We start from the raw sequence: 24,115 nt of genomic DNA, 5'->3' as shown, positions 1-24,115 counted from the left end.
AACCGCCTCACGAATTGACGTGCACGAAATCCCGCAGCAGCGGATAGATCTCGTTGTTCCAGCGCTTGCCGGAGAACACGCCGTAATGGCCGACGCCGGCCTGCATGTGGTGGACGCGCCGATAGGCGCGCACGCCGGTGCAGAGGTCCTGCGCGGCGAGCGTCTGGCCGATCGAGCAGATGTCGTCCTTCTCGCCCTCGACCGTCATCAGCCCCATGCGGCCGACCGCCTTGGTGTTCACGGGGCGCCCGCGGTGCATCAGCTTGCCTTGCGGCAGGAGATGCTCCTGGAACACATCGCGCACGGTCTCGATGTAGAACTCGGCCGGAAGATCCATCACTGCGAAATATTCGTCGTAGAAGGTCTTGATGCTCGCGGCCTTGTCCTTCTCGCCCTTGGCGATGTGGTTGGCGAGATCCATGTGCTGCTTGATATGGCGCTCGAGATTCATCGAGACGAAGGCGGTGAGCTGCACGAAGCCGGGATAGACTTTCCGCAAGGCGCCGGCGCACTGCATCGGCACGTAGTTGATCAGGTTCTGCTCGAACCATTCGATCGGCTTGCTCTTGGCGAAGTCGTTGACCTTGGTCGGCTGGATCCGCGTGTCGATCGGCCCCGCCATCAGCGTCAGCGTCGCCGGCCGCGAGGGATGGTTGTCCTCGCACATGATCGCGGCGGCCGCGAGCGCCGAGACCGAGGGCTGGCAGATCGCCACCATGTGCGGGCGCGGGCCGAGCTGCCCGAGGAAATCGATCAGATGCTCGGTGTAGTCGTCGAGCCCGAAACGGCCTTCGCTGCGCGGAATGTCGCGCGGATTGTGCCAGTCGGTGATGTAGACGTCGTGATCCTGTAGAAGCGTCTTCACGGTGCCGCGCAGCAGCGTGGCGAAATGGCCCGACATCGGCGCCACCAGCAACATGCGCGGCTGCTCCGATACGCCCTCTTTCCTGAAATGCAGCAGCGAGCCGAACGGTGTCGCGTAGGCGATCTCCTCGGTGACGGCGATTTCGCGATTGCCCACCATCACGCTGTCGATGCCGTAGGCCGGGCGATGATAGGTGAGGGTGGAGCGCGAGATCAGCTCGAGCGCCGCCGAGAGCCGGTTGACGACCTGGCCCGGCACGCCCTCGGGCACCAGATTGAGGAATTTGAGCGCAGAGGACGCCCCGGCCCGCCAAGGCGCGGTCAGGTCCATATGGTTCTGAAAGGCCTGATAATACATCGACATCATACTGAAATGCCCACTTTCCCCCTGCTGTCATGCAATATCGACGCCAGACGGGAGCCAGATCGCCTCCGAAAATTGGCACGTCGCTTGCTGCTCATTTCGCGGAAAGTACGGGTCACGGCACACTCGCGGGCCGGGCGGGGTGCAGGTCACAGGGAAGGGCCGATATGGCGAAGGCGACACTGACCATCAGCAGCAAGAACTACTCGTCCTGGTCGCTGCGTGGCTGGCTGCTGACGAAATTCTCCGGGCTCGATTTCGATGAAATCGTCACCGCGCCCGACGATGCGTCGGCGCGCGCCGAAATCCTCCTGCTGTCGTCGTCGATCCTGGTGCCGTGCCTGCGCCACGACGGCGCCACGGTCTGGGATACGCTGGCGATCGCCGAATATCTCAACGAGGCGATGCCGGCAGCCGGCCTGCTGCCTGATGACCGCGTGCAGCGCGCCCATTGCCGCTCGATCTGCGGCGAAATCCACTCCGGCTTCACCACTTTGCGCGCCTCGCTGCCCGTCAATCTGAAAGGCCATTTTCCCGGCTTCAAGATCTGGTCGCGCGCGCAGGCCGACATCGACCGGGTCTGGTCGATCTGGCGCGACTGCCTGGAGATGTCGGGCGGCCCGTTCCTGTTCGGCGAGCGGCGCACCATGGCGGATGCGATGTACGCGCCGGTGGTGACGCGCTTCGTCACCTATGACGTCAAGCTCGAGCCGCAGCTGAAGGCCTATGCCGATACCATCATGGCGATGCCCGAGATGAAGGAATGGATCGCCGCGGCGCGGGAAGAGCCGGCCGAGATCGAGGAGCTCGAGGTCGAATATTAGGCAGGCATTACATGGCCCTGCCTGTTTCGGGGGCGGGGACCGGCCGGGGCGGTCCGCGAGCTATACCCTTGTCACAATTAACCTTTGACGCTGGTGCCGGCCCGGGCCATCCGCCGAGCTGCGCAGATATTGTACGCGCCGGCAGAGCTGCATCGACATCTAGCCGTGAACAGCTACGTACGCGGCCATTCGGCTGATTCGGACGTGATTCGTTCGGGCCGCGTTCTGAAGGTTAAGGCGGAGCGCGGCCCCGTTGCATTTTGAAACAGATGCAGGCGTCAGGCGGCCCCGCGCTGCCTCACGCGCGGCAGGCGCCAACCGATGACGGTCGCCTCGACCGCAATACCGGCCTCGTGGTTCTGCCATCGTCCCTCGACATAACGGCAGGCGAACGGCAGCTGGTACGTCCCGCTGTGGTCCTCGCACAGCACTTCGACTGCAAGGCCCGGCGGTGGTTCTCCGGCGCCGTCGAATTCCGCCAGACGTCTATCGCGCGTTGCCATTCCAAAAATCTCCCCTAAACAAAGCCGCAGCAAGAGCGCCCACTTCTGCCGCGCGCGGATCATCGTTCCCCGTCCAAGGGAACGATGCAAGCTCAACGCGAGAATGCGGTACGAGTGTGGTAGCCTTGGGTGGCTGCGCGCAAACAGCGCACATTGCCGTGATCGATTGGACGAGGAACCTGCATGCTGCATCGAAACGCCGGCTTTTGTTTCGCGACATTGCTGCTCGCAACGCTGGCGAATGCGCCGACGCACGCGCAGGACGTGCCCGGCATCGAGATCTGCACGGTCGAGAAGACGATGGAGCGGCGCACAAGCTGCCTGCAAAGCAATGTCGACTTCCTGCAGAAGACGATCACCAAGCTCACGCTCGACCATCAGCAGAAGCTGGACGCAGCCAATCGTCAGATCGATGCGTTGAAGACGAGTGTGGCAGGTCTGCAGAAGACGCTTGGCGATCTCCAGGCCGCGCAAGTGAAGACGGCCGAGGATCTGAAGAAGAAGCAGGACGCGCCGCCGGCGAAGGACGCGAAATAGGCCCGCCGGTCACGTCACGCGATATCGCTCCATCACCTCCCGATCTGGCTCATAGCCGAGCCCCACGCCCGAGGGCACCGCGACATGGCCGGTGGCATCGCTGTCCGCGCGGCCGCCCCAGAGGCAGGCTTCGCGTTTCAGATAGAACAGCTCGACGAGACCATCGTCGCGTGTCGCAAGCAGATGCAGCGTCGCGAGCAGGCCCGGGCCGAAATACGGGGAGTGCGGAACGATCTTGACGCCGAGCCGGTCGGCCAGCGCTGTGATCTTCAGAAACTCCGTGATGCCGCCGACCTTAATCACCGATGGCTGGGCGTGGCTCACCGCGCCGGCTTCCATCATCTGGCGGAATTGATATTCCGTGCAGGCATTCTCGCCGGCGGCAATCCCAAGCCCGCCTTTGCTGCGCACCTCGGCGAGCCCAGCGAAATCCTCCGGCGGCCACACCGGCTCCTCCAGGAACATCGGTCGCGCGTCGCGACACGTGATCGCGAATGCGATCGCCTGCTCGGCCGTCAGGGGGCAGTTCATGTCGACCATCAGCGGAATGGCCGGCCCGATCGCCTTCCGTGCGGCGAACACCGCAGGCGCCGTGGTCTCGTGCAGCTTGATCGCGCCATAGCCGAGCGCAAGCGCCTTGCTGCATTCGCTGGCGATATTCTCGGGCGAACCGATCCGCAGCAGGCTCGCATAGGCCGGAATGGCCGTGCGCCTGGTTTCTCCGAGCAGGCGATGCACGGGCACGCCCTCGATCTTGGCAGCAAGGTCCCAAAGCGCGATGTCGAGCCCCGAGACTGCGAACATGGTGATGCCGTAGCGGCCGAACAGATGCAAATTGCGCTGGATCTGCTCCATGACGCCGGGGATGCCGGCCGCATCGGGCACCTTCAGCCCGCGGGCCTGCGGTGCGATCATCTCCTCGACGGCGCTGCGCGTGGTGCGCGGGCAGACATAGGCGAAGGCGTCGCCCCAGCCGGTCAGCCCGGCGTCGGTGGTCACCTCGACCAGCACCATGTCGAGCGCGGAGATCGCGGACGCGCCCTGGCGGAAGCTCGCGACGCCGGCATCATAGGGGATGCGGATATGATGCGCCCGCACATCGGTGATTTCCATGGCGCGGTTCCTCCGGGCTTTCTGGTGAGCGGTTCTGCGGAGTGTAGCCACGAACGCCGGCGCGTTGCCAGTGGCGTTCAGCGCAGTCGTGTCGCGGCGCCGAAGGAATGCGCGCAACGCTGGCATACCATCCCGCTTGCTTGGCAAGTCGAGGCGGCTTTGCCATAACCGCGGGCAAATCTTGCGTGCGGGCCCGTGCCGGACATCCCGCGCAAGCCATAACAAGCAGCCGGGAGGGTCTCCAATGTCCAACGTTCGCGTTCTCGCCACCGACCTCGAATTTCCCGAAGGGCCGGTCGTGATGCCGGATGGTTCGGTTGTGCTGGTGGAAATCCGCGGCCAGCGCCTGACGCGCGTTTACCCCGACGGCCGCAAGGAAATCGTCGCGAAAATTCCGGGCGGCCCGAACGGCGCAGCTCTCGGTCCCGACGGCAAGATCTACATCTGCAACAATGGCGGCTTCTCCTGGATCCCGACACGCAACATGATCATGCCGGGCCCGCAGCCCGACGATTATCTCGGCGGCTCGATCCAGCGCGTCGACCTGCAGACCGGCAAGGTCGAGACCGTCGTCACCAAATGCGGCGAGCACGATCTGCGCGGGCCGAACGATCTGGTGTTCGACAAGCAGGGCGGACTCTGGTTCTCCGATCTCGGCAAGCGCCGCGCGCGGGAGATGGATGTCGGTGGCATGTACTATCTCAAGCCCGGCATGAGTGAGCTGGTCGAGGTCGTGCACGGCATCCTGCCGGCCAACGGCATCGGGCTGTCGCCGGATGAGAATACCGTCTACATCGCGGAGACGCCGACCGGCCGGCTCTGGGCCTACGAGCTCTCGGCGCCGGGTACGCTGAAGCCGCGCGACGTGATCTATCGTGGCGAGCGGGGAAAACCGATCTGCGGCCTTGGCGGCTACCAGATGTTCGACTCGCTCGCGGTGGAAGCTGGCGGCAATGTCTGCGTCGCCACCCTCGTCTCCGGCTGCATCTCGGTGATCGCGCCGGACGGCGCTCTGGTCGAGCAGATCCCGACCGGCGACCGCGTCACCACCAACATCGCCTTCGGCGGCCCCGAGCTCAAGACGGCGTACATCACGTTATCAGGCAAGGGCGAGCTGGTCGCCATGGACTGGCCGCGCGGCGGATTGCCGCTCAATTTCCTAAACAAGTAAACGGTGCTAGTGACCGTCATTGCGAGCGAAGCGAAGCAATCCAGGAATGCCTCCGCGGTGACGGTCTGGATTGCTTCTTCGCTTCGCTCCTCGCAATGACAAAAGAGAGAGTATCAAATGCCCTGGCCCGATCCCATCACCCTGCGTGGACAGCACGCCCGTCTCGAGCCGCTGTCGCAGCAGCATCGCGAGGGGCTGGTGGAGGCCGTGAAGGACGGCGAGATCTACAAGATCTGGTACACCCTGATCCCGACGCCGGAGAACGTTGCCAAGGAGATCGACCGCCGCCTGGGACTGCAGGCAGCTGGCTCGATGCTGCCGTTCACCGTGTTCGATGCCGGCGGCAAGATCGTGGGACAGACGACCTACATGAACATCGATGCCGCCAACCGGCGGGTCGAGATCGGCTCGACCTGGTACGGCAAGAGCGCGCAGCGCGGCCCGCTCAACACCCAGTGCAAGCTGCTGCTGCTCACCCATGCCTTCGAGACCCTGAACTGCATCGCGGTGGAATTCCGCACCCACTTTTTCAATCACCAGAGCCGCAATGCCATCGAGCGCCTCGGCGCCAAGCAGGACGGAATCCTGCGCAGCCACCAGGTCGCGCCGAACGGTACGCTGCGCGACACCGTGGTCTACAGCATCACCGCGGCCGAATGGCCGACGGTGCGGACGCATCTGAATTATCAACTCAACGAAAAGCCGCGCTGAGCGGCGCCGAGGCATCATGGACAGATTTGATTATGTGATCATCGGCGCGGGCTCTGCCGGATGCGTGCTCACCAGCCGGCTGAGCGAGGACCCCAACACCAGCGTCTGCGTGCTCGAAGCCGGCCCATCCGACTGGCATCCCTACATCCATCTGCCGGCGGGCTTCATCAAGACCTTCCACATGAAGAGCATCAACTGGGCCTATCAGCAGGAGCCGGGTCCCTGGACCGGCGGGCGCAGCATCTACGCGCCGCGCGGCAAGACGCTCGGCGGCTCCTCCTCGATCAACGGCCACATCTACAACCGCGGCCAACGGATGGATTTCGACACCTGGGCGCAGATGGGCAATCGCGGCTGGGGCTATGCCGACGTGCTGCCCTACTTCCGGCGGCTGGAGAAGCGGGTCGGCGAGGGCGACGACACCTTCCGCGGCCGCGACGGCAAGCTCACCGTCACCACCATGGACTGGCGCGATCCGCTCTGCGAAGCCTTCATGGAAGGCGCGATGTCGCTCGGCATTCCCCGCAATCCCGATTACAACGGCGCCATACAAGAGGGCGTCTCCTACTGCCAGCGCACCATCGACAAGGGCTTGCGCGTTTCCGGTTCGACCGCGTTCCTCAAGCCCGCGATGAAGCGGCCGAACGTGCATGTGCACACGCATGCGCATGCCACCGAGATCATCTTCGAAGGCAAGCGTGCCGTCGGCGTGCGCTACACCAAGGGCGGCCGCGGCGGCACGCCGATCGAAGTGCGCGCCAACAAGGAAGTGATCCTGTCCGGCGGCACCTATAATTCGCCGCAGCTGCTCCAGCTCTCCGGCATCGGCTCGCCCGACCTGCTGCAGCAACACGGCATCGCCGTGCGTCATGCGCTTCCCGTCGGCGAAGGCCTGCAGGACCATTACGCCCCGCGCACGGTGGCGCGGGTCAAGGACATCAAGACCATCAACGAGCTTCGCCGCGGCGTCTCGCTGTGGATCGAGGCGCTGAAATGGGCGACCGCGCGCCGCGGCCTGCTCTCGCTGTCGCCGACCATGGTCTATTGCTTCTGGCACTCCGGCGAGAGCGCGGACTCCTCCGATCTGCAGCTCACCTTCACCCCCGCGTCCTACAAGGAAGGCGTGCAGGGCCAGCTCGAGGACGAGCCGGGCATGACGGTCGCGTCCTGGCAGCAGCGCCCCGAGAGTCGCGGCTATGTCCGCATCCGCTCCAGTGATCCCTTCGCGCCGCCGATCATCCAGACCAATTATCTCGACGCCGAGCTCGACCGCCGTGTCATCGTCGGCGGCATGAAGCTGGCGCGCAGGCTGCTGAAGTCTGCGCCGCTGTCGCCCTATTACGCCTATGAGGATTTCCCGGGCCCGAACATCAACACCGACGACGAATTCCTCGCCGCCGCCACCGAACGCGGCACCACCACGTTCCATCCCGGCTGCACTTGCCGCATGGGCCCGGCGGATTCGAGCTGGGCAGTCGTCGACGACCAACTCCGCGTCCACGGGTTGGAGGGATTGCGCGTGATCGACGCCTCGGTGATGCCGCGCATGATTTCGGCGAACCTGAATGCCTCGACCATGATGATCGCCGATCGTGCCTCAGACCTGATCCGCGGCAAGACGCCGATGGAGGCCGCAAGGATTCCGGATACAGCGGTGGCGTAGGGTGGTCTCGTGCCCCGGACGCAGCGCCTCTTCGGCGGTGCGCTGCATAGCCGGGGCCCATCTTTCCACGATCTCCACGTGATGTCTGGGTCCCGGCTCTGCGCAGCAGCGTTACACGCTGCAGCGCGTCCGGGACACGAGCCTCACACTTCCCGTCGGCTCAAAAACGCCAGCCGCTCGAACAGGTGCACGTCCTGCTCATTCTTGAGCAGCGCGCCGTGCAGCGGCGGGATCAGTTTGCGCGGGTCGCGTTCGCGCAGTTGCTCGACGCTCATGTCTTCGTTGAGCAGCAGCTTCAGCCAGTCCAGAAGCTCCGAGGTCGACGGCTTCTTCTTCAGCCCGGGCACTTCGCGCACCTCGAAGAAGATGCGCAGCGCCTCTTCCACCAGGCGCTTCTTGATGCCGGGGAAGTGGACGTCGACGATGCGGCCCATCGTGTCGGCGTCGGGGAACTTGATGTAGTGGAAGAAGCAGCGGCGCAGGAAGGCGTCCGGCAGCTCCTTCTCGTTGTTGGAGGTGATCATCATGATCGGGCGCTGCTTGGCCTTGATCGTCTCGCCGGTCTCGTAGACATGGAATTCCATGCGGTCGAGCTCGAGTAGCAGATCGTTCGGGAATTCGATGTCGGCCTTGTCGATCTCGTCGATCAGCAGCACCGGGCGCTGCTCGGCCGCGAAGGCGTCCCACAGCTTGCCGCGCTTGATGTAGTTCTTGATGTCCGAGACCCTGGCATCGCCGAGCTGGCTGTCGCGCAGGCGCGACACCGCGTCGTATTCATAGAGGCCCTGCTGCGCCTTGGTGGTGGACTTGATGTGCCAGGTCAGAAGCGGCGCGTTCAGCGCCTTCGCCACTTCCTCGGCCAGCACCGTCTTGCCGGTGCCGGGCTCGCCCTTGATGAGCAGCGGGCGCTCCAGCACGATCGAGGCATTGACGGCGACCTTGAGATCGTCGGTCGCAACATAGTCCTTGGTGCCGGTAAATTTCATTGCGTGTCCTTGGCGTGTCCTTGGGTAATCGTCGGCGCGAGGGGCGGCCCCGGTCGCGACAACGGAACGGCCGCGCACGGCGGCCGTTCCTGGTTCAGTCAGGCTTTCAGACCCGTTTTATCAGCGAAAGGATGACGAGCACAATCACCGCGCCGATCGTGGCGTCTACGATCGCGCCGACCGTGCCCGTTGCCAGCTGGATGTGCAGCTGGGGCAGCACCCAGCTTGCGACCAGCGCGCCGATGATGCCGACGACGATGTTGCCGATCAGTCCAAATCCCGCCCCGTGGACAATCTTGCCCGCAAGCCAGCCTGCGATCGCGCCGATGATGAGTGCTGCGACAATTCCCATTGCAAACGTCCCCAAACAACCCCGTGAGGGCCCAATTCTAGAGCAAAAAGCTTCCCGGTCCAGCGCCCCGCGGCGGTCTCCGCCCCTTGACGTTCGTCCCCCGACGGGCAATCTGTCACCCATGTTCCTGCAATTCTTCACCTCTCTGCGCGATGCGCAGGTCCCCGTGACGCTGCGCGAATACCTCACTCTGATGGAGGCGCTCGACGCCGACCTGTCGGACTATTCGGTCGAGAATTTCTACTATCTGTCGCGCACCTCGCTGGTGAAGGACGAGCGCAACCTCGACAAGTTCGACCGCGTCTTCGGCACGGTGTTCAAGGGGCTGGAAAACCTGCTCGACGCCATGGAGAAGGCGGAGATCCCCGAGGAGTGGCTGAAGAAGCTCGCCGAGAAGTATCTCAGCGAGGAAGAGAAGAAGCAGATCGAGGCCATGGGCTGGGACAAGCTCATGGAAACCCTGAAGAAGCGCCTCGAGGAGCAGAAGGGCCGCCACCAGGGCGGCTCGAAGTGGATCGGCACCGCCGGCACCTCGCCGTTCGGCGCCCACGGCTACAATCCCGAGGGCGTCCGTATCGGCCAGGAGAAGAACCGCAACAACCGCGCCGTGAAGGTGTGGGACAAGCGCGAGTTCAAGGATCTCGACGGCAATGTCGAGCTCGGCATCCGCAACATCAAGGTGGCGCTGCGCCGCCTGCGAAAATTCGCGCGCACCGGCGCGCCCGACGAACTCGATCTCGACACCACCATCCGCGAAACCGCCAATCACGGCTATCTCGACGTGCACATGCGCCCCGAGCGCCGCAACGCGGTGAAGCTGCTCGTGTTCTTCGACATCGGCGGCTCCATGGACATGCATATCGAGCAGGTCGAGGAGCTGTTCTCGGCGGCGAAGAGCGAGTTCAAGCACATGGAGTATTTCTACTTCCACAACTGCCTCTATGAAGGCGTGTGGAAGCAGAACAAGCGCCGCTTCACCGACCGCACCCCGACCTGGGACGTGCTGCATAAGTATCCGCACGACTACAAGATCGTGTTCGTCGGCGACGCCTCGATGTCGCCTTACGAGATCATGGTGCCCGGCGGCTCGGTCGAGCACGTCAACGAGGAGCCCGGCTCGGTCTGGCTCGACCGCATCATCCGCACCTATCCGCATGCGGTATGGCTGAATCCGGTCGCGCAGAAGCACTGGGATTATTCGGAATCCACTACCATCATCAAACGCATCTTCGCGAACCGGATGTATCCGATCACGATCGAGGGTCTGGAAGGCGCGATGAAGGAATTGACGCACTAGCCCCTGTCATTCCGGGGCGCCCGAAGGGCGAACCCGGAATCCATCGGGCCGCGGTACGTGCAGATAAATGGATTCTCTGTTGCGCAATTGCGCACCATAGTTCCATGCTGTGCATCGCCTCGGAATGACGAAAGAGAAGGGAAGACCCAATGCCCCAAAACATCACCCGCGGCATCAAGGCGCTGATCGACGAGGCCAATGCCGAGATCGAGACGCTCAACGCCAGGGACGCCATCGAGATCTCCAAGAACGGCGACGTCGTCATCGTCGACATCCGCGACCCCCGCGAGATCGAGCGCGACGGCCGCATCCCCGGCGCGTTCGCCTGCACCCGCGGTATGCTGGAATTCTGGATCGATCCGCAGAGCCCCTATGCCAAGCCGGTGTTCCAGGAGGACAAGAAGTTCGTGTTCCACTGCGCCGGCGGCCTGCGCTCCGCGCTCGCCGCCAAGACCGCGCAGGACATGGGCCTGAAGCCCGTCGCCCACATCGCCGGCGGCTACGCCGCCTGGCGCGATGCCGGCGGGCCGACGGAGAAGTGGGAGCCGAAGAAGAAGGGGTAAACTCGTCACACGCGGGCTTGACCCGCGTGTCCATCATCTCAAGAAGGATGGATTGCCGGGTCAAGCTGGGCAATGACGATTGGAGAGTACAGAAGCATGACCACCGCCACAGACCCCCTCGTCTCCACCGAATGGCTCGCCGCCCATATCAACGATTCCAACGTCAAGATCCTCGACGCCAGCTTCAAGCTCCCCGGCGTGCTGCCGCTGCCAAAGGACGACTATCTCGCCGCGCATCTGCCGGGCGCGGTGTTCTTCGACGTCGATGCGGTGTCGGATCATTCCAATCCGCTGCCGCACATGTACCCGAGCGCCGAGCAGTTTGGCCGTGACATCGGTGGTCTCGGCATCTCCAACGCCGACACCGTCGTGCTCTACGATGCCGGCGGCTGGGTCGCCGCGCCCCGCGCGTGGTGGATGTTCCTGGCCTTCGGCCATACCAACGTGCGCATCCTCAACGGCGGCTTGAAGAAGTGGCGCGCCGAAGGGCGGGCGGTCGAGAGCGGTGAGGTGAAGCCGAAACCCGCGAGCTTCAAGGCGAGCTATGATTCAAACCGCGTGCGCAGCATGCAGCAGCTGATCGCCAATGTCGAAAGCCGTGCCGAGCAGGTGATCGACGCTCGTGCCGCCGACCGCTTCGAGGGCCGCGCGCCCGAGCCCCGGGCCGGCATTCGCTCCGGTCACATCCCCGGCGCCCGCAACGTGCCCTACAATCAGCTGTTCGACGCCGCGACCGGCGAGATGAAGCCGCTCGACGACTTGCGCGCTGCCTTCACGGGTGCCGGCGTCAAGCTCGATGCGCCGATCGTGACGAGCTGCGGCTCGGGCGTGTCGGCCGGTGTGTTGACGCTCGCGCTGTATCGCTTGGGGATTACCGACACCGCGCTCTATGACGGCTCCTGGTCGGAATGGGGCCAGGAGGGCGGCCCCGCCATCGCGACCGGGCCGGCGTAACGCCACTGCGAAAGTGTGCTCCCTCGCCCCGCTTGCGGGGAGAGATGAACGTCACCGCGTGCGCGTGGTCGTCGTCCCGAAGGTCTGCGGCTGGCCGAACGGATCGAGCTGCTGCTGCAACTGCTGAGGTGGCGGACGTCGCACCACGCGATGCCGCTTCCTGGCCTTCGCCTTGCGCTTGGTCGCCTTGTCGTCGGCCTTGGTCTTGCTCTCGGTCTTGGCCTTCGGCGGCGTATCCTTCGCGGCCGTCGCCGCCGGCTCGTTCAGGGCCGCGAGCTTGGCCGAGGCGGCGTCGAGTGCGGAGGTAGCCAGCGCTGCACTGTCCGCTGGCGCCGGCTCGCTGGTGGTTGCGGCAGGCCCGGGCGCGGGGATCGATGCCGTGGTGTCGGCCGGGGTGAGCGTATCGGCGGGCGCCGGTGCTGCGGCCTCCGTCGCTGTCTCGGCCTGCGTTGTCTCGGTTTTCGTTGTCTCGGCGTTGGCCGGTTCGGCGACCGGGACGTCAGCCGGAGGTGTGGCGGCCGGAGGCTGAGCCTCGGTCGTCAGCGCGGCGATCTGCTCCGGCTCGCTTCCGGGCAGTCCGATGGTCGGCACCTGGTCGCGCAGCGACGGCTCGGGCTCGGCCGCTTCCGGCTCCGCTCGCAAAACCGCAAGCACCGGCTGGGCCGGCTCGGGAGCCTGGGCGAACCTCTGCTCCTGCGGGCCGTTCAGCCAGGACGCGTTGTTGGCATACTGCTCGTGGCTCGCCCGCAGCAGTGCGGCGGCGCCCAGGCCGAACACCAGGATGGAGGTTGAGAGCAGGATCGCGGCAAACAGGAAGCGAAAGCCGGGAAGCATCGAAGGATTGCGAATTTCCGCCCCGGCGGCGAAGGTGCCAGGGCCCATGAGCCATCTGAACGCGGTGACGGTACTGTTTGCCGCGTTCGCCACGCGGGGATCTGGTGCTCAAATCGGCGGCGAATCAGGCTGATTCGAACATACCGCAACGATTCCGAGCCATTCCCTTAAATTCGGAGGCAAAGACTGCGGCAATTGACGGCATGAGTTGATTTCCGCCCCGTGATGCAACGGGGCAACGGTAGTCTTGCGGATCACAAATCGGCAAGTCCGGCGCAAATAAGCCTGATATGTCTTGAATGTGCCGCTATCTTCGGCCATCTGGCCGTGATCGGTCCTGACGGGCCCGGGGACACTACAAGAGCGATGATGATCAAACATTTTCTGACGATATGCGCTGCCGCAACAGTCGCTGCGGCGGGAACCTCGCTCGCGCAGGCTCAGAGCTATCCGATCCAGCAGGCGCCCAGCTACGGCGCCCCGGCCGAATATCGGCCCGGCGATCGTGCGCCGAATTTCGACGCGCTGGACGATGACGACGATGCGATGCCGCACACGTCGCTGCCGCCGCCCGGCCCGGCCGACGATCCGCGTTACGGCCGCCCGGTCGGCGCCCCCCCGGTCTACTCGGCCGCGCCGCCGCAGGGGCCGGTGATGTCGCCGGATGATCCGCGTTATGGCCGTCCGGCTGGCGCTCCGCCGGTCTATTCGGCCGCGCCGCCGCAAGGGCCGGTGATGTCGCCCGACGATCCCCGCTACGGCCGCCCCGCCGGTCCGCCCGCTGTGATCTATGCCGATCGCCCCCCCGGCAATGACGGCATGCGTCCGCCGGAAGCCGTCGGCGGTCCCGCCGCGACCGGAACGGTGCAGGCTGGACAGCCGCCCGTCGGTGCCGATGGCCGGCCGATGACGGTCGCTTCGCTGCCGCCCGAGGAGCAGCCCGACGCTGCGCCCGCCCAGCTGCCGCCGAACCTGCGCCGCCAGGAGGTCTCGTTCCAGACCAAGGAGCCCGCCGGCACCCTCGTTGTCGATACGCCCAACACCTATCTCTATTATGTGCTCGGCGGTGGCCGTGCGATCCGCTACGGCGTCCGCGTCGGCCGCGACGGCTTCACCTGGACCGGCGTGCAGAAGATCACCCGCAAGGCCGAGTGGCCGGATTGGCATCCGCCGACCGAGATGATCGAGCGCCAGCCCTATCTGCCGCGCTTCATGGCCGGCGGCCCCGGCAATCCGCTCGGCGCCCGCGCGATGTATCTCGGCTCGACCGTCTACCGCATCCACGGCACCAACCAGCCCTCGACCATCGGCAAGTTCGTCTCGTCCGGCTGCATCGGCATGCTGAACGATGACGTCTCGGACCTGTTCGATCGCGTCAAGGTCGGCACCCGCGTGGTGGTGCTGCCCGGTGGCCCGCCGCCGGGAACGGCGACCGCCTCCGCTGCACCGATGCCGGGCGCTGCCGCAGGTCCCGCTCCGATGGCCGCTCAGGCTGGCCCCGTCCCGGGCACGCAGCCGACCGTGGTGCCGCCGCTGCCCGCGCCGGTCACCGTGCGCTGAGCTTCGACTGACAGGTCAGTAGATTGCAATTCAGAATTGCGAAGGGCGTGCCACCGGCGCGCCCTTCCTCGTTTCAGGCCAGCTTGCGCGGCAGCTCGCGGCCTCCGGTGAAGGCGTCGATCGCCTCGACCATCTGGCCGTAATGGATGCGCAGGCCGTCCTCGGTGGCGTAGCCGAGATGCGGCGTGAGCACGAGGTTGTCGAGCTTGCGGAAAGGATGGTCGACCGGCAGCGGCTCGACTGCGAACACATCCAAGCCGGCGCCTGCGATCCTGCGCTGCTGCAACGCTTCCAGCAGCGCCTGCTCGTCCACGATCGGCCCGCGCGCGGTGTTGACGAGGAACGCCGTCGGCTTCATCCGCGCCAGATCGGCCGCGCCGACCAGCCCGCGCGAGCGCTCGCTCAGCACCACGTGGATGGTGACGATGTCGGCCTTGGCGAACAGCTCCTCCTTGGTGGCGTAGCCGACGCCCGCAGCCGCGCATTTCTCCGGCGTCAGGTTCGGGCTCCAGGCGATCACATTCATGCCGAACGCCTTGGCGATCCCGGCCATCCTGCTGCCGAGCTTGCCGAGCCCGACGACGCCGAGCGTCATGCCCTCGATCTCGACGCCGGCGAAGGTCTGCCAGGGCTCGCCGGCATGCATGCGCGAGTTCTCGCGGCCGATGCCCCGGGTCAGCTCCAGGATCAAGCCCATGGTCAGGGGCGCCGTGGGATCGCGCGAATATTGCGTGCCTGCGACGGTGACGCCGCGCGCCTTCGCGGCTTCCATGTCGATCGCGGCGTTGCGCATGCCCGACGTGAGCAGCAGCTTCAGCTTCGGCAGGCTCTCGAACAAGCTCTTCGGGAACGCCGTCCGCTCGCGCATCGCGCAGATGATGTCGAAATCGGCCAGCGCGCTGGCCGCGGCCTGTTCGGAGGCGAAGGGATGGCTGAACACGGTGACGTCGAGGCGGTCGGACAGTTTCTGCCAGTCGGCGACGTCGAGCGCGAGGTTGAAATAGTCGTCGAGAATTGCACAGCGCAGCCGGCTCATCAGCGTTCATCCAGGGCCAGAGTTGATGGCGAGAGGTGAGGGCGCTGGGCGCGCCATCGTCGAAACCCGGGCATGGTTGCGCGCAATCAGGACGGCGCGCAAGCCGCTTGCGTCTTCAAAAGTCCGATAGCAGGAGGTGGCTCAGAGATCCCGGGGCTTCAGGCGGAACGGCGCATCCATGCCATGCTTGGCGCGCCAGGCGGGGCCGGGGCCGCGCATGTAGTGCAGCTCGGGCCGGTAGGGATTGAAGGCGGTGGCGAAGAAGCGCTTGAAGAAACCCTTGATCTCCGAGCCGAGCGCGGAGGAGCCGCCGGCTTCGGCCGGAACAGGGAGTGAATGGGTGTCGATCAGAGCCATGACGCTGTCTCGCTGTGCTCCCGCTTGTTCTGAGCGGGTGGCGCTGTTGCCGCGCGAGACCGAGCATTCGGCCTGATTGATTAAAAGATGGTTTCAATTGTCCGGATCTGGCCCGGATGGTGTCCGATCCGTATTCATCCGTGGTGAACGGACGGAAAACATTGCCCTTTGGGGGCGGGATCGCTACATCGGCGGCAGCAAATCTCCTCAAATTGAAGGTGTCACGGGACCCATGGCGCGCCAGTTCATCTATTTCATGCAGGGCCTGACCAAGAGCTACCCGACCCGCAAGGTGCTCGATAACATCCACCTGTCGTTCTACCCGGACGCCAAGATCGGCGTGCTCGGCGTCAACGGCTCGGGCAAATCGACGCTGCTCAAGATCATGGCCGGCCTCGACAAGGAGTATAATGGCGAAGCCTGGGTCGCCCAGGGCGCCCGTGTCGGCTATCTCGAGCAGGAGCCGCATCTCGATCCCAAGCTTTCGGTGCGCGAGAACGTCATGCTGGGCGTCGCCAAGCAGAAGGCCATCCTCGATCGCTACAACGAGCTGGCGATGAACTACTCCGAGGAAACCGCCGACGAGATGACCAAGCTGCAGGACGAGATCGAGGCCCAGGGCCTCTGGGATCTCGACAGCAAGGTCGACCAGGCCATGGACGCGCTGCGCTGCCCGCCCGACGATGCCGACGTCACGAAGCTCTCCGGTGGTGAGCGCCGCCGCGTCGCGCTGTGCAAGCTGCTGCTCGACCAGCCCGAGCTGTTGCTGCTCGACGAGCCGACCAACCATCTCGATGCCGAGTCGGTGTCCTGGCTGGAGGGCCACTTGCGCAACTATCCCGGCGCGATCCTGATCGTGACCCATGACCGCTACTTCCTCGACAACGTCACGAGCTGGATCCTCGAGCTCGACCGCGGCAAGGGCATTCCCTACGAGGGCAATTATTCGTCCTGGCTGGTGCAGAAGCAGAAGCGGCTCGAGCAGGAGGGCCGCGAGGACGCCGCGCACCTGAAGACGCTCGCGCGCGAGCAGGAATGGGTCGCCTCGTCGCCGAAAGCACGCCAGGCCAAGTCCAAGGCGCGCTATCAGCGCTACGAGGATCTGCTCAAGCAGGCGAGCGAGAAACAGACCCAGACCGCGCAGATCATCATTCCGGTCGCCGAGCGGCTCGGCGCCAACGTGGTCGACTTCGAAGGTCTCAGCAAAGGTTTTGGCGATCGCCTCCTGATCGACAATCTCACCTTCAAGCTGCCCCCCGGCGGCATCGTCGGCGTGATCGGACCGAACGGCGCCGGCAAGACCACGCTGTTCAAGATGATTACCAAGCAGGAAAAGCCGGATTCAGGCACCATCACGGTCGGAGAGACCGTGCATCTCGGCTATGTCGACCAGTCGCGCGACGCGCTCGATGGCAACAAGAACGTGTGGGAAGAAATTTCCGGCGGCAACGAGCTGATCCTGCTCGGCAAGAAGGAAGTGAACTCGCGCGGCTATTGCTCGGCGTTCAACTTCAAGGGCGCCGACCAGCAGAAGAAGGTCGGCGCGCTCTCCGGCGGTGAACGCAACCGCGTTCATCTCGCGAAGATGCTGAAGTCCGGCGCCAACGTGCTGCTGCTCGACGAACCGACCAACGACCTCGACGTCGACACGCTGCGCGCACTCGAAGAGGCGCTGGAGGATTTCGCCGGTTGCGCCGTCATCATCAGCCATGACCGCTGGTTCCTCGACCGTATCGCGACCCACATCCTGGCCTTCGAGGGCGACAGCCACGTCGAATGGTTCGAAGGCAACTTCCAGGACTATGAGAAGGACAAGATGCGCCGGCTTGGCCAGGACAGCGTCATCCCGCACCGCGTGAAGTACAAGAAGCTGACGCGGTGAGTTAGGCATGATGCGGCGGGCGCTCATCGCTGCGGTGATTGTCGTCACTTGCGGCTGGACGTCCGCCCGCGCCGCCGACGCCGCCTTCACGCAGTTCGTCGCCTCGCTCTGGCCGGAGGCGCAGGCTGAAGGCGTCTCGCGCAAGACCTTCGACGAGCAGACGCGCGGGCTCGAGCCAGACTACAAGCTGCCGGATCTGATCCTGCCCGGCAGGCCCGCGACGGGCGCACCGTCCCAGGCCGAGTTCGTGCAGGTGCCGGCGGATTACGTCAAGGAGGCTTCGATCGCGCGCCTGGCGAGCGAAGGACAGCGGCTGCTGCAAAAGTATCGCGCTCCGCTGGATGAGATCGAAAAGAAGACCGGCGTGCCGGCGACCGTGATGCTGGCGATCTGGGGCCGTGAGACCGATTACGGCCGCTATGCGCTGCCTTACGGTCTCGTCCGTGTGCTGGCGACGCAGGCCTATGTCGGGCGCCGCAAGGACCAATACCGCACCGAGTTCATCCTCGCGCTGAAGATCCTCAGTGAGGGCGTGGTGACGCGCAAGGACATGCGTTCGTCCTGGGCCGGCGCCACCGGGCTGACGCAGTTCCTGCCGTCCGAATATTACAAGCACGGTGTCGATTTTGATCGCGACGGCCGCATCGATATCTGGCGTTCGGTGCCGGATGCGCTGGCGTCGGCCGCGCAGCAGCTCGTCAACAAGGGCTGGCAGAGCGGCGTGCGCTGGGCCTACGAGGTGCAGGCGCCGGCGAAGGTCGATTGCACCACCGGCGTGCCCGAGCTGACGAAGCCGATCGGACAGTGGCTGCGCGAAGGTTTCGTGCCGGTGCGCGGCCAGAAGCTGAGCGCCACCGAACAGGCACAGCCGGCCTCGCTGCTGCAGCCGGAAGGCATCTACGGCCCCTCATTCCTGACCACGAAGAACTACTTCGTCATCAAGGAATATAATTTCTCCGATCTCTACGTGCTGTTCGTCGGCCACCTTGCCGACCGCATGACGAGCCCGCTGCCGTTCGCAACGCCATGGGCGGCCTCGAAGCAATTGCGCACGAAAGACGTGGAGACGATGCAGCGGGGGCTCACGCGCGCCGGGCTCTACAAGGACAAGATCGACGGCAAGGCCGGCATGCAGACGCGCGCCGCGCTCGGCGCCTATCAGAAGTCGGCGGGCCTCAAGGTCGACTGCTGGCCGAGCGAAGAGGTGCTGCGCGCAATCCAGGCGGCGCGATAGCGTGGGAGCAAAGAAAAAGCCCGGCCGAGATGCTCGGCCGGGCTTCGATCGCGGCGCGGATGCGCCAAGGCGATCAGATCTGGCGATCAGGTCAGTAGCAGACGCGAACCGGGCGAACCACCCAGCCGTAACCGTCCCAATAACGCTGACGCTGCCAGTAGCAGGGCGGGGGCGGCGGGCCGGGCTCGGCGACGTAAACCGGGCCGCCATAGGCGGGCCGGCTCGACGCGATGGCGCCGCCGACGATGGCGCCGCCGATCAGGCCGGCCGCGAGACCTGCGCCGATGCCGTCATGCGCCTTCGCGGACGGCGTGGCAGTCACCAGCGAACCGGCGACCGTCGCGACCGTGAGGGCGGCAACTAAAGTCTTCTTCATGCTTCTGGCTCTCCTGGGAGATGGGTTCCTCTTGTGAGAGGCGCCCGGGTTTCAAAGGTTCACACACACGCTGGTGGAATTGGCCGTGCAGCTAGGAAGCGCGCAATTGGTCAACCCACGGTAAACGCACACGGAGCTGTGACGAGAAAAAGCGGTCTTTTTCAGGCCCGGAGATGAACGGCGCGACCATCCGTGAACCGGTCAACCGAAGCGGTCGCGATGGACCGGTTCAGGTCGCCTCAGCCACAGACCCTGACGCGGCGGACGCGCCAGGCATAGCCGTCCCAGAAGCGCTGCTTCTGCCAGACGCAGCCGCCGCCGTAATAGCCGTCGGCGACATAGCCCGGGCCCGGCGCGTAGTAGCGGGGCGGGTAATAGCCGGGTTCGTAATAGCCGGGTCCGGGTCCGTAATAATACGGGGAAGCCAGCGCGCCGCCAACAATGGCGCCGCCGATGATTCCGGCCGCCACGCCCGCCGCGACGCCACGTTGGGCATGGGCCGGGGCCCCGGCCGCAACGGCCAGGGAGGCGACGGCGGCGACCGTCAGAAGCAACTTCTTCATGGCTGGACCTTTCGTACGAGCACGCGGGAACGCTTTCGGAGCAGAGTTCCATACTTCGTTTGAATGATCAATGAACGGCATCTTTGCCGGGCGCGACCAATTGATATCGGTCGCAGCTCGGCTTGGAGACGGTGATGGGTAGCGCGATGGTCAATGCACTGATTGCCGCCGGGGTCGTGTCCGCGATCGGCTACGGCTGGATCACCCATCTTCAGAACCGCGGCCAGCGGCGCTCCCGCGCGGGGGCGGGCGGCGATGGCAGCAGCAGCGGCGGCGACTCTTCGGGCGGCAATGACGGCTTCTCGCTGGGAAGCTGGTTTTCCAGTGACAGTTCGGGCAGCTCGACCGACGGCGGCAGCTGTTCCAGCAGCGATAGTGGCAGCGATTGCGGAGGCGGCGGCGACGGTGGGGGAGGCGGCGGCGATTAGATCCCTTCCAATCTTGATCCAGCACAACCCCAAAATCGAGAGGTGCTCTAGGCTGTTTCCGGGCTAGTTTGGAATAGCTTCAAATACCGCTTTTTCCTTTTGCATCCGGCCGGCCCGTTAAATATCGATGATGACGCATCACCGAAGGGCCTTCCGCTTCCATGATCGTTTGTTCCTGTAACGTGCTGAGCGATGACGACATCCGCGCCGCCGTCGCCGAGTCCGACGACGCCGTGCGCCATGCCAAGCAGGTCTATGGATGCCTGGGCTGCAGCGCCGAATGCGGCCGCTGCGCCCGGACGATCAAGACCATCATCGACGAAGCCCTGGGCCCGTGCGCCCAGTCCTGTTGCTCGGGCTGCCCGCATAACCACACCGTAGCCGCCAATGACGAGGCGGCCGAGCCCGCCCAGTTCGCCCTCGCGGCCTGCTGAATCTTGCGCCGGTCATGGCTGAGCTTTTCCCCCGGCTGCGTCCGTGTAGCCAGTTGCCCTCGTTTGTAAACTGACTTAGAAGCGTTCTAAATTCGGCTTAGGGCCGATTTGGACTGCAAGAGCTGGAGTGAACCATGCAGGGCGACGCAAAAGTCATCGACTATCTCAACAAGTCACTGCGTCACGAGCTGACTGCGATCAACCAGTACTGGCTGCACTACCGCTTCCTCGACAATTGGGGCCTCCTCGACATGGCCAAGGTCTGGCGCAAGGAGTCCATCGAGGAGATGGAGCACGCCGACAAGCTCACCGCGCGCATCCTGTTCCTCGACGGCTTCCCGAACATGCAGGTGCTCGATCCCCTGCGCATCGGCCAGAACGTCAAGGAGATCATCGAGTGCGACCTCGCTGCCGAGATGAGCGCGCGTGCACTGTACCAGGAAGCGGCGACCTACTGCCACGGCGTCAAGGACTATGTCACGCGTGACCTGTTCGAGAAGCTGATGAGCGACGAGGAGCACCACATCGACTTCCTCGAGACCCAGCTCGATTTGATCGGCCGCATCGGCCTCGAGCTCTACACCCAGAAGCATGTCGGCGGGCTCGAGGGCGAGGGGCACTAAGCTCCGGCCCACTCTCTCCATTCGTCATGGCCGGGCTTGACTCGGCCATCTACGTGTTGCCGCACAACGAAGACGGGGATACCCGGGACAAGCCCGGGCATGACGTTCGTGCGCGGGACCACGCACCACCTACAACTGCGTCTTGTAGATTTCTTCCACGCTCTCCTGGCTCGCGGGTTCGCCGAGGCCGGTCTGTTCGTGAACGACCGTGACGATGCTGGGCATCACAGAGCGCTGCACTTTCTCGGGCGACCATAGCTTCGAGCGTATCAGCGCCTTGCCGCAGTGGAAATAGACCTCGCTGACCGCGACGTTCAGCACCGCGCGCGGCGGCTTGCCGAATTCGACCATTGTGGCGAGCAGATCCGTATCGGCCGACAGCGTGCCGCGTCCGCCGACGCGTAGCGTCTCGTCGATCCCTGGCACGAAGAACAACAGATGCACGAAGCCCGAGCCTTCGACGACGTTGCGGAAACTGTCGATCCGGTTGTTGCCGGAGCGGTCCGGCATCAGCAAGCGGTTGGGACCGGCGACGTGGACGAAGCCGGTGCCGCCGCCGCGTGGCGAGGCATCGACGCTGCCGTCCGCGCCCGACGTCGCGAGCACGCAGAACGGCGACATCTCGATGAACTTCTGCGCATGCGCGTCGATCGCGGGCCGCGCCTTCGCGATCACACGCGGGCTCGGTTCGGCATAGATGGTGGCTAGGTCTTCAGCGCGAAGCTCGGTCACGAAGCTCTCCTTGGCTTGACGTGCCGAGACTATCATCCTCCGGCCCTCTCGCTATCCCCTTTGTCGCCGCCACGGCCAATCGATGACGCCGGCGCAGTAGAGCGCCCACCAGATCAGCACGGGCTGAAGCATCAGGCGCGGTCCATGGTAGAGCCAGCTATCGGGGATGGGCGGAAGGTCGATGCCCTCCAGCGCGTGCTTGATGTTCGCCGGCCAAACGCAAAGCGCATAGAGCGCGAGCGCCACGCCTGCCCACCGGCGCAGCGGCGTGGTCAGCAATGCGATCGAGCCCGCAATCTCGCAAACGCCGGTGGCGAAGATGACCTCTCCCGGGAACGGAACCCAGGACGGCGTGATCGCGAGAAATTTGTCGGGGACGACCAGATGCGCGAACCCGGCAGCGACGTAGAGTGCGGCGAGAGCGAAGCGCATTACCGCGCGCCTGCGGTCGGGTTCGGAAGCCATCGCTCGAACTACCACGCGCAGCACTGACGCGCCATCGCGCGGCTAGACCGCATCCGCCGGCACGAAGCAGCTGATGATGATGGCGCCGCGGTGGTGGACATACCACACCACGGCCTGGCCGACCGGGTTGCCGCGATCGCGGATGATCGCCCGTTCGGGGACCTCCATCCATTGTCCCTCGATCGGAACCCAATAGCTGCCGCGCCGTACGTCGTACTCGGTGCGATGCCCGTCGGAGACGTCGCAGCAGGGAACGCCGTTCGGCGCGATCACGCTCTTGAACCAGGCGCGGATATCGGGCGGGACGTGGTCGTATTGTCCGTTGTCGAACGCGAACGCGGCGCCGGCCAGCGCGGTCGTTGCGGACAGCCAGACGCACAGTGCGAGCCTGCGCATGCGATCCTCCTCGTCGCGTGCCGTGCCGATCGCGCGCGATCGTCCGCGCGTCGACTCGCATCGCTCGTGCGATTAAGCCCGAGCCATCCGTGCATTGCATGCTCAAATAATATGCGGCGTGGGTGCGTCGCACATGATGCGCTGCAAGATCAGCGACGCGCCGCCTCGACGGCTCGCTGCGGCGTGCTCTCCAGCAATTGCCGGACCTGCTCGCTGTAGAATTTCGCATTGCCGGTGGTGCCGTGGCCGCGCGTCGCGGCACTCGCCGGGATCAGATAGAGGCGGCCGTTCTTGACCCGCTTCATGGCCGCGTCCGTGATGCCGGTCTCGGGCGGGTTGCGCTCGTCGTCGGCGGAATTGATCAGGAGCAGCGATGCTTCGATGGCCTCCAGCTTCTCGCCGGCATTGTAGTCGTGCGAGGATTCCCACTGATAGACGAAGTCGTTGGCATCGGTCGTGATCGGCGTTGCCAGCCGCTCGTCGATCATCTTGTCGGCCTTGGCTGCGGTCGGAGCTTGCGCCTGATAGGCCAGTGTTCCGCCGATGCTGGCGACGCCGTAGGCGGTGGCGGCGTATTTCATCATGCGCGGCTGGCTGGTGTAATTGCCACCATTGTAGTCGGGATCGTTGCGGATGGTGTCGAGCATGATCCGCCGCATCATCCAATTGCGCGACGCCATCTCGGTCGGCTGCGAGGCCATTGGAATCAGCGCGTCCATCGCATTCGGATATTTCTCGCCCCACAGCCAGGTGTGCATGCCGCCCATCGAATTGCCGATCACGAGCCGCAGATGCTTGACGCCGAGGCCTTCCGTCACCAGTCGATACTGCGCCTCGACCATGTCGTCGTAATCGTATTTCGGGAAGCTTGTCTTCATGCCGTCGGAAGGCTTCGACGATTTGCCGTGCCCGATGCCGTCAGGGAGGATGATGTAATATTTGGCGGCGTCGAGCGGCTGTCCCGGGCCGAACATCTCGCCGCCGAATGTCGGCCCCAGCATGCCGGTGCCGGAGCCGCCGGTGCCATGCAGCACCAGCACCGGTTGGCCTGAGGGCTCGCCGACCGTGGTGTAATGCAGCTTCAGCTCCGGCATGGTCTCGCCGGTGTGGAACTTGAAGTCCCTGGCGATCCAGTCGCCCTGCCTGGGTGCCGGATAATCGGCGGCAAAGACCGGCCTCGAAAAGATCAGCACGACGGCTGACAGCGCGGCGTAGCAAGCCTTCATGTTTCTCTCCCCATTGCGGCTCATGGTCGGCGGCCGCGTTGCGGAGGAACTTAACAGAAGTCCTCGG

At 64.8% G+C, this 24,115-nt stretch carries 28 protein-coding genes; 14 read left to right on the top strand and 14 right to left on the bottom strand.

All coding sequences use genetic code 11. The features are described from left to right. Nucleotides 1-7 precede the first annotated feature (7 nt). Nucleotides 8-1,231, bottom strand: a complete 1,224-nt coding sequence (locus tag CIT40_RS27145; protein WP_094893793.1) for a polyhydroxyalkanoate depolymerase — start codon at nucleotides 1,229-1,231, stop codon at nucleotides 8-10. Between the two features lie 164 nt (nucleotides 1,232-1,395). On the opposite strand from CIT40_RS27145, the gene CIT40_RS27140 reads away from it, so the two are divergent. Then, nucleotides 1,396-2,052: a glutathione S-transferase family protein gene (locus CIT40_RS27140; protein WP_094893794.1), complete on the top strand. Its 657-nt coding sequence runs from the start codon at nucleotides 1,396-1,398 to the stop codon at nucleotides 2,050-2,052. A 278-nt stretch (nucleotides 2,053-2,330) separates the two neighbouring features. On the opposite strand, the gene CIT40_RS27135 is transcribed toward CIT40_RS27140, so the two are convergent. Continuing rightward, nucleotides 2,331-2,555 carry a hypothetical protein gene (locus tag CIT40_RS27135; protein WP_094894014.1) on the bottom strand — a complete coding sequence of 75 codons (225 nt, stop codon included), beginning with the start codon at nucleotides 2,553-2,555 and terminating at the stop codon, nucleotides 2,331-2,333. 183 nt (nucleotides 2,556-2,738) lie between these two features. Between CIT40_RS27135 and CIT40_RS27130 the strand changes: the two genes are divergently transcribed. Continuing rightward, nucleotides 2,739-3,092: a hypothetical protein gene (locus CIT40_RS27130; protein WP_094893795.1), complete on the top strand. Its 354-nt coding sequence runs from the start codon at nucleotides 2,739-2,741 to the stop codon at nucleotides 3,090-3,092. A gap of 9 nt (nucleotides 3,093-3,101) precedes the next feature. On the opposite strand, the gene CIT40_RS27125 is transcribed toward CIT40_RS27130, so the two are convergent. After that, the gene (locus tag CIT40_RS27125; protein WP_094893796.1) at nucleotides 3,102-4,205 is read right to left on the bottom strand and encodes a mandelate racemase/muconate lactonizing enzyme family protein; all 1,104 of its coding nucleotides are present in this window, start codon (nucleotides 4,203-4,205) and stop codon (nucleotides 3,102-3,104) included. Between the two features lie 244 nt (nucleotides 4,206-4,449). On the opposite strand from CIT40_RS27125, the gene CIT40_RS27120 reads away from it, so the two are divergent. The 3 genes from CIT40_RS27120 to CIT40_RS27110 all read left to right on the top strand — a co-directional run bounded on the left by CIT40_RS27120 (nucleotide 4,450) and on the right by CIT40_RS27110 (nucleotide 7,750). Continuing rightward, nucleotides 4,450-5,376, top strand: coding sequence for an SMP-30/gluconolactonase/LRE family protein (locus tag CIT40_RS27120; RefSeq protein WP_094893797.1), 927 nt, complete (start codon nucleotides 4,450-4,452; stop codon nucleotides 5,374-5,376). Between the two features lie 117 nt (nucleotides 5,377-5,493). Continuing rightward, nucleotides 5,494-6,087, top strand: coding sequence for a GNAT family N-acetyltransferase (locus CIT40_RS27115; RefSeq protein ID WP_094893798.1), 594 nt, complete (start codon nucleotides 5,494-5,496; stop codon nucleotides 6,085-6,087). Nucleotides 6,088-6,103: 16 nt separating this feature from the next. After that, nucleotides 6,104-7,750, top strand: a complete 1,647-nt coding sequence (locus CIT40_RS27110) for a GMC family oxidoreductase (protein WP_094893799.1) — start codon at nucleotides 6,104-6,106, stop codon at nucleotides 7,748-7,750. A 143-nt stretch (nucleotides 7,751-7,893) separates the two neighbouring features. Here the strand turns inward: CIT40_RS27110 and CIT40_RS27105 are convergent, their stop codons facing one another. Then, entirely contained in the window at nucleotides 7,894-8,736 is an 843-nt protein-coding gene (locus CIT40_RS27105; RefSeq protein WP_027529387.1) for an AAA family ATPase, read from the bottom strand. Between the two features lie 106 nt (nucleotides 8,737-8,842). Continuing rightward, nucleotides 8,843-9,088 (bottom strand): GlsB/YeaQ/YmgE family stress response membrane protein, encoded by a 246-nt coding sequence (locus CIT40_RS27100; protein WP_018318587.1) that lies wholly within the window; start codon nucleotides 9,086-9,088, stop codon nucleotides 8,843-8,845. 121 nt (nucleotides 9,089-9,209) lie between these two features. Here CIT40_RS27100 and CIT40_RS27095 point away from each other — a divergent pair, with 121 nt between their 5' ends. From CIT40_RS27095 to sseA, 3 genes are all read left to right on the top strand, one after another. Next, complete coding sequence (locus CIT40_RS27095) at nucleotides 9,210-10,385, top strand: vWA domain-containing protein (RefSeq protein WP_094893800.1); 1,176 nt, start codon at nucleotides 9,210-9,212, stop codon at nucleotides 10,383-10,385. 149 nt (nucleotides 10,386-10,534) lie between these two features. After that, nucleotides 10,535-10,948, top strand: a complete 414-nt coding sequence (locus tag CIT40_RS27090) for a rhodanese-like domain-containing protein (protein ID WP_094893801.1) — start codon at nucleotides 10,535-10,537, stop codon at nucleotides 10,946-10,948. 96 nt (nucleotides 10,949-11,044) lie between these two features. Next, the gene (sseA, locus tag CIT40_RS27085; RefSeq protein ID WP_094893802.1) at nucleotides 11,045-11,902 is read left to right on the top strand and encodes a 3-mercaptopyruvate sulfurtransferase; all 858 of its coding nucleotides are present in this window, start codon (nucleotides 11,045-11,047) and stop codon (nucleotides 11,900-11,902) included. A gap of 51 nt (nucleotides 11,903-11,953) precedes the next feature. On the opposite strand, the gene CIT40_RS27080 is transcribed toward sseA, so the two are convergent. Continuing rightward, a complete protein-coding gene (locus CIT40_RS27080) occupies nucleotides 11,954-12,784 on the bottom strand; it encodes a hypothetical protein (RefSeq protein WP_162307696.1) in 831 nt (276 codons plus the stop codon). 321 nt (nucleotides 12,785-13,105) lie between these two features. Between CIT40_RS27080 and CIT40_RS27075 the strand changes: the two genes are divergently transcribed. Further along, a complete protein-coding gene (locus CIT40_RS27075; protein ID WP_162307900.1) occupies nucleotides 13,106-14,296 on the top strand; it encodes a L,D-transpeptidase family protein in 1,191 nt (396 codons plus the stop codon). A 73-nt stretch (nucleotides 14,297-14,369) separates the two neighbouring features. On the opposite strand, the gene CIT40_RS27070 is transcribed toward CIT40_RS27075, so the two are convergent. Both CIT40_RS27070 and CIT40_RS27065 read right to left on the bottom strand, forming a co-directional pair. Then, complete coding sequence (locus tag CIT40_RS27070; protein WP_094893805.1) at nucleotides 14,370-15,332, bottom strand: D-2-hydroxyacid dehydrogenase family protein; 963 nt, start codon at nucleotides 15,330-15,332, stop codon at nucleotides 14,370-14,372. A 141-nt stretch (nucleotides 15,333-15,473) separates the two neighbouring features. Further along, entirely contained in the window at nucleotides 15,474-15,689 is a 216-nt protein-coding gene (locus CIT40_RS27065; protein ID WP_094893806.1) for a hypothetical protein, read from the bottom strand. Between the two features lie 232 nt (nucleotides 15,690-15,921). Between CIT40_RS27065 and ettA the strand changes: the two genes are divergently transcribed. Next, complete coding sequence (ettA, locus tag CIT40_RS27060) at nucleotides 15,922-17,571, top strand: energy-dependent translational throttle protein EttA (protein WP_094893807.1); 1,650 nt, start codon at nucleotides 15,922-15,924, stop codon at nucleotides 17,569-17,571. Nucleotides 17,572-17,578: 7 nt separating this feature from the next. Continuing rightward, the gene (locus CIT40_RS27055; protein WP_094893808.1) at nucleotides 17,579-18,805 is read left to right on the top strand and encodes a lytic murein transglycosylase; all 1,227 of its coding nucleotides are present in this window, start codon (nucleotides 17,579-17,581) and stop codon (nucleotides 18,803-18,805) included. A 91-nt stretch (nucleotides 18,806-18,896) separates the two neighbouring features. Here the strand turns inward: CIT40_RS27055 and CIT40_RS27050 are convergent, their stop codons facing one another. Next, nucleotides 18,897-19,181: a hypothetical protein gene (locus tag CIT40_RS27050; protein ID WP_091966137.1), complete on the bottom strand. Its 285-nt coding sequence runs from the start codon at nucleotides 19,179-19,181 to the stop codon at nucleotides 18,897-18,899. Between the two features lie 239 nt (nucleotides 19,182-19,420). Next, nucleotides 19,421-19,744: a hypothetical protein gene (locus tag CIT40_RS27045; protein WP_162307695.1), complete on the bottom strand. Its 324-nt coding sequence runs from the start codon at nucleotides 19,742-19,744 to the stop codon at nucleotides 19,421-19,423. 134 nt (nucleotides 19,745-19,878) lie between these two features. Here CIT40_RS27045 and CIT40_RS27040 point away from each other — a divergent pair, with 134 nt between their 5' ends. The 3 genes from CIT40_RS27040 (at nucleotide 19,879) to bfr (ending at nucleotide 21,229) form a co-directional block, all read left to right on the top strand. Continuing rightward, on the top strand, nucleotides 19,879-20,172 hold the full coding sequence (locus tag CIT40_RS27040) for a hypothetical protein (RefSeq protein ID WP_094893809.1): 294 nt from the start codon (nucleotides 19,879-19,881) through the stop codon (nucleotides 20,170-20,172). Between the two features lie 161 nt (nucleotides 20,173-20,333). Further along, nucleotides 20,334-20,606: a (2Fe-2S)-binding protein gene (locus CIT40_RS27035; RefSeq protein ID WP_094893810.1), complete on the top strand. Its 273-nt coding sequence runs from the start codon at nucleotides 20,334-20,336 to the stop codon at nucleotides 20,604-20,606. A gap of 134 nt (nucleotides 20,607-20,740) precedes the next feature. Next, nucleotides 20,741-21,229 carry a bacterioferritin gene (gene bfr, locus CIT40_RS27030; RefSeq protein ID WP_027529403.1) on the top strand — a complete coding sequence of 163 codons (489 nt, stop codon included), beginning with the start codon at nucleotides 20,741-20,743 and terminating at the stop codon, nucleotides 21,227-21,229. Nucleotides 21,230-21,358: 129 nt separating this feature from the next. Here the strand turns inward: bfr and CIT40_RS27025 are convergent, their stop codons facing one another. The 4 genes from CIT40_RS27025 to CIT40_RS27010 all read right to left on the bottom strand — a co-directional run bounded on the left by CIT40_RS27025 (nucleotide 21,359) and on the right by CIT40_RS27010 (nucleotide 24,048). Then, the gene (locus CIT40_RS27025) at nucleotides 21,359-21,961 is read right to left on the bottom strand and encodes an MSMEG_1061 family FMN-dependent PPOX-type flavoprotein (protein WP_094893811.1); all 603 of its coding nucleotides are present in this window, start codon (nucleotides 21,959-21,961) and stop codon (nucleotides 21,359-21,361) included. Between the two features lie 51 nt (nucleotides 21,962-22,012). Next, the gene (locus tag CIT40_RS27020; RefSeq protein WP_244611859.1) at nucleotides 22,013-22,393 is read right to left on the bottom strand and encodes a DoxX family protein; all 381 of its coding nucleotides are present in this window, start codon (nucleotides 22,391-22,393) and stop codon (nucleotides 22,013-22,015) included. 75 nt (nucleotides 22,394-22,468) lie between these two features. After that, nucleotides 22,469-22,822, bottom strand: coding sequence for a hypothetical protein (locus CIT40_RS27015; protein ID WP_094893813.1), 354 nt, complete (start codon nucleotides 22,820-22,822; stop codon nucleotides 22,469-22,471). 149 nt (nucleotides 22,823-22,971) lie between these two features. Then, a complete protein-coding gene (locus CIT40_RS27010) occupies nucleotides 22,972-24,048 on the bottom strand; it encodes an alpha/beta fold hydrolase (RefSeq protein WP_094893814.1) in 1,077 nt (358 codons plus the stop codon). Nucleotides 24,049-24,115 lie beyond the last annotated feature (67 nt).

It is taken from the genome of Bradyrhizobium amphicarpaeae, assembly GCF_002266435.3.
Classification (GTDB): domain Bacteria; phylum Pseudomonadota; class Alphaproteobacteria; order Rhizobiales; family Xanthobacteraceae; genus Bradyrhizobium; species Bradyrhizobium amphicarpaeae.
The sequence above is the reverse complement of the archived record's forward strand: the minus strand, read 5'-3'. Positions and strand labels throughout refer to the sequence as shown.

Bases quoted from the DNA above. Each gene is read 5' to 3' on its own strand.
- CIT40_RS27070 (WP_094893805.1), bottom strand. From the start codon at position 15,332: ATGAGCCGGCTGCGCTGTGCAATTCTCGACGACTATTTCAACCTCGCG.
- CIT40_RS27130 (WP_094893795.1), top strand. From the start codon at position 2,739: ATGCTGCATCGAAACGCCGGCTTTTGTTTCGCGACATTGCTGCTCGCA.
- CIT40_RS27055 (WP_094893808.1), top strand. From the start codon at position 17,579: ATGATGCGGCGGGCGCTCATCGCTGCGGTGATTGTCGTCACTTGCGGC.
- CIT40_RS27110 (WP_094893799.1), top strand. From the start codon at position 6,104: ATGGACAGATTTGATTATGTGATCATCGGCGCGGGCTCTGCCGGATGC.
- CIT40_RS27035 (WP_094893810.1), top strand. From the start codon at position 20,334: ATGATCGTTTGTTCCTGTAACGTGCTGAGCGATGACGACATCCGCGCC.
- CIT40_RS27120 (WP_094893797.1), top strand. From the start codon at position 4,450: ATGTCCAACGTTCGCGTTCTCGCCACCGACCTCGAATTTCCCGAAGGG.
- CIT40_RS27010 (WP_094893814.1), bottom strand. From the start codon at position 24,048: ATGAAGGCTTGCTACGCCGCGCTGTCAGCCGTCGTGCTGATCTTTTCG.
- CIT40_RS27100 (WP_018318587.1), bottom strand. From the start codon at position 9,088: ATGGGAATTGTCGCAGCACTCATCATCGGCGCGATCGCAGGCTGGCTT.
- CIT40_RS27095 (WP_094893800.1), top strand. From the start codon at position 9,210: ATGTTCCTGCAATTCTTCACCTCTCTGCGCGATGCGCAGGTCCCCGTG.
- CIT40_RS27040 (WP_094893809.1), top strand. From the start codon at position 19,879: ATGGGTAGCGCGATGGTCAATGCACTGATTGCCGCCGGGGTCGTGTCC.
- ettA (WP_094893807.1), top strand. From the start codon at position 15,922: ATGGCGCGCCAGTTCATCTATTTCATGCAGGGCCTGACCAAGAGCTAC.
- CIT40_RS27015 (WP_094893813.1), bottom strand. From the start codon at position 22,822: ATGCGCAGGCTCGCACTGTGCGTCTGGCTGTCCGCAACGACCGCGCTG.
- CIT40_RS27090 (WP_094893801.1), top strand. From the start codon at position 10,535: ATGCCCCAAAACATCACCCGCGGCATCAAGGCGCTGATCGACGAGGCC.
- CIT40_RS27125 (WP_094893796.1), bottom strand. From the start codon at position 4,205: ATGGAAATCACCGATGTGCGGGCGCATCATATCCGCATCCCCTATGAT.
- CIT40_RS27045 (WP_162307695.1), bottom strand. From the start codon at position 19,744: ATGAAGAAGTTGCTTCTGACGGTCGCCGCCGTCGCCTCCCTGGCCGTT.
- bfr (WP_027529403.1), top strand. From the start codon at position 20,741: ATGCAGGGCGACGCAAAAGTCATCGACTATCTCAACAAGTCACTGCGT.
- CIT40_RS27105 (WP_027529387.1), bottom strand. From the start codon at position 8,736: ATGAAATTTACCGGCACCAAGGACTATGTTGCGACCGACGATCTCAAG.
- CIT40_RS27050 (WP_091966137.1), bottom strand. From the start codon at position 19,181: ATGAAGAAGACTTTAGTTGCCGCCCTCACGGTCGCGACGGTCGCCGGT.
- CIT40_RS27140 (WP_094893794.1), top strand. From the start codon at position 1,396: ATGGCGAAGGCGACACTGACCATCAGCAGCAAGAACTACTCGTCCTGG.
- CIT40_RS27080 (WP_162307696.1), bottom strand. From the start codon at position 12,784: ATGGGCCCTGGCACCTTCGCCGCCGGGGCGGAAATTCGCAATCCTTCG.
- CIT40_RS27135 (WP_094894014.1), bottom strand. From the start codon at position 2,555: ATGGCAACGCGCGATAGACGTCTGGCGGAATTCGACGGCGCCGGAGAA.
- CIT40_RS27115 (WP_094893798.1), top strand. From the start codon at position 5,494: ATGCCCTGGCCCGATCCCATCACCCTGCGTGGACAGCACGCCCGTCTC.
- CIT40_RS27145 (WP_094893793.1), bottom strand. From the start codon at position 1,231: ATGATGTCGATGTATTATCAGGCCTTTCAGAACCATATGGACCTGACC.
- CIT40_RS27020 (WP_244611859.1), bottom strand. From the start codon at position 22,393: ATGCGCTTCGCTCTCGCCGCACTCTACGTCGCTGCCGGGTTCGCGCAT.
- sseA (WP_094893802.1), top strand. From the start codon at position 11,045: ATGACCACCGCCACAGACCCCCTCGTCTCCACCGAATGGCTCGCCGCC.
- CIT40_RS27065 (WP_094893806.1), bottom strand. From the start codon at position 15,689: ATGGCTCTGATCGACACCCATTCACTCCCTGTTCCGGCCGAAGCCGGC.
- CIT40_RS27075 (WP_162307900.1), top strand. From the start codon at position 13,106: ATGATCAAACATTTTCTGACGATATGCGCTGCCGCAACAGTCGCTGCG.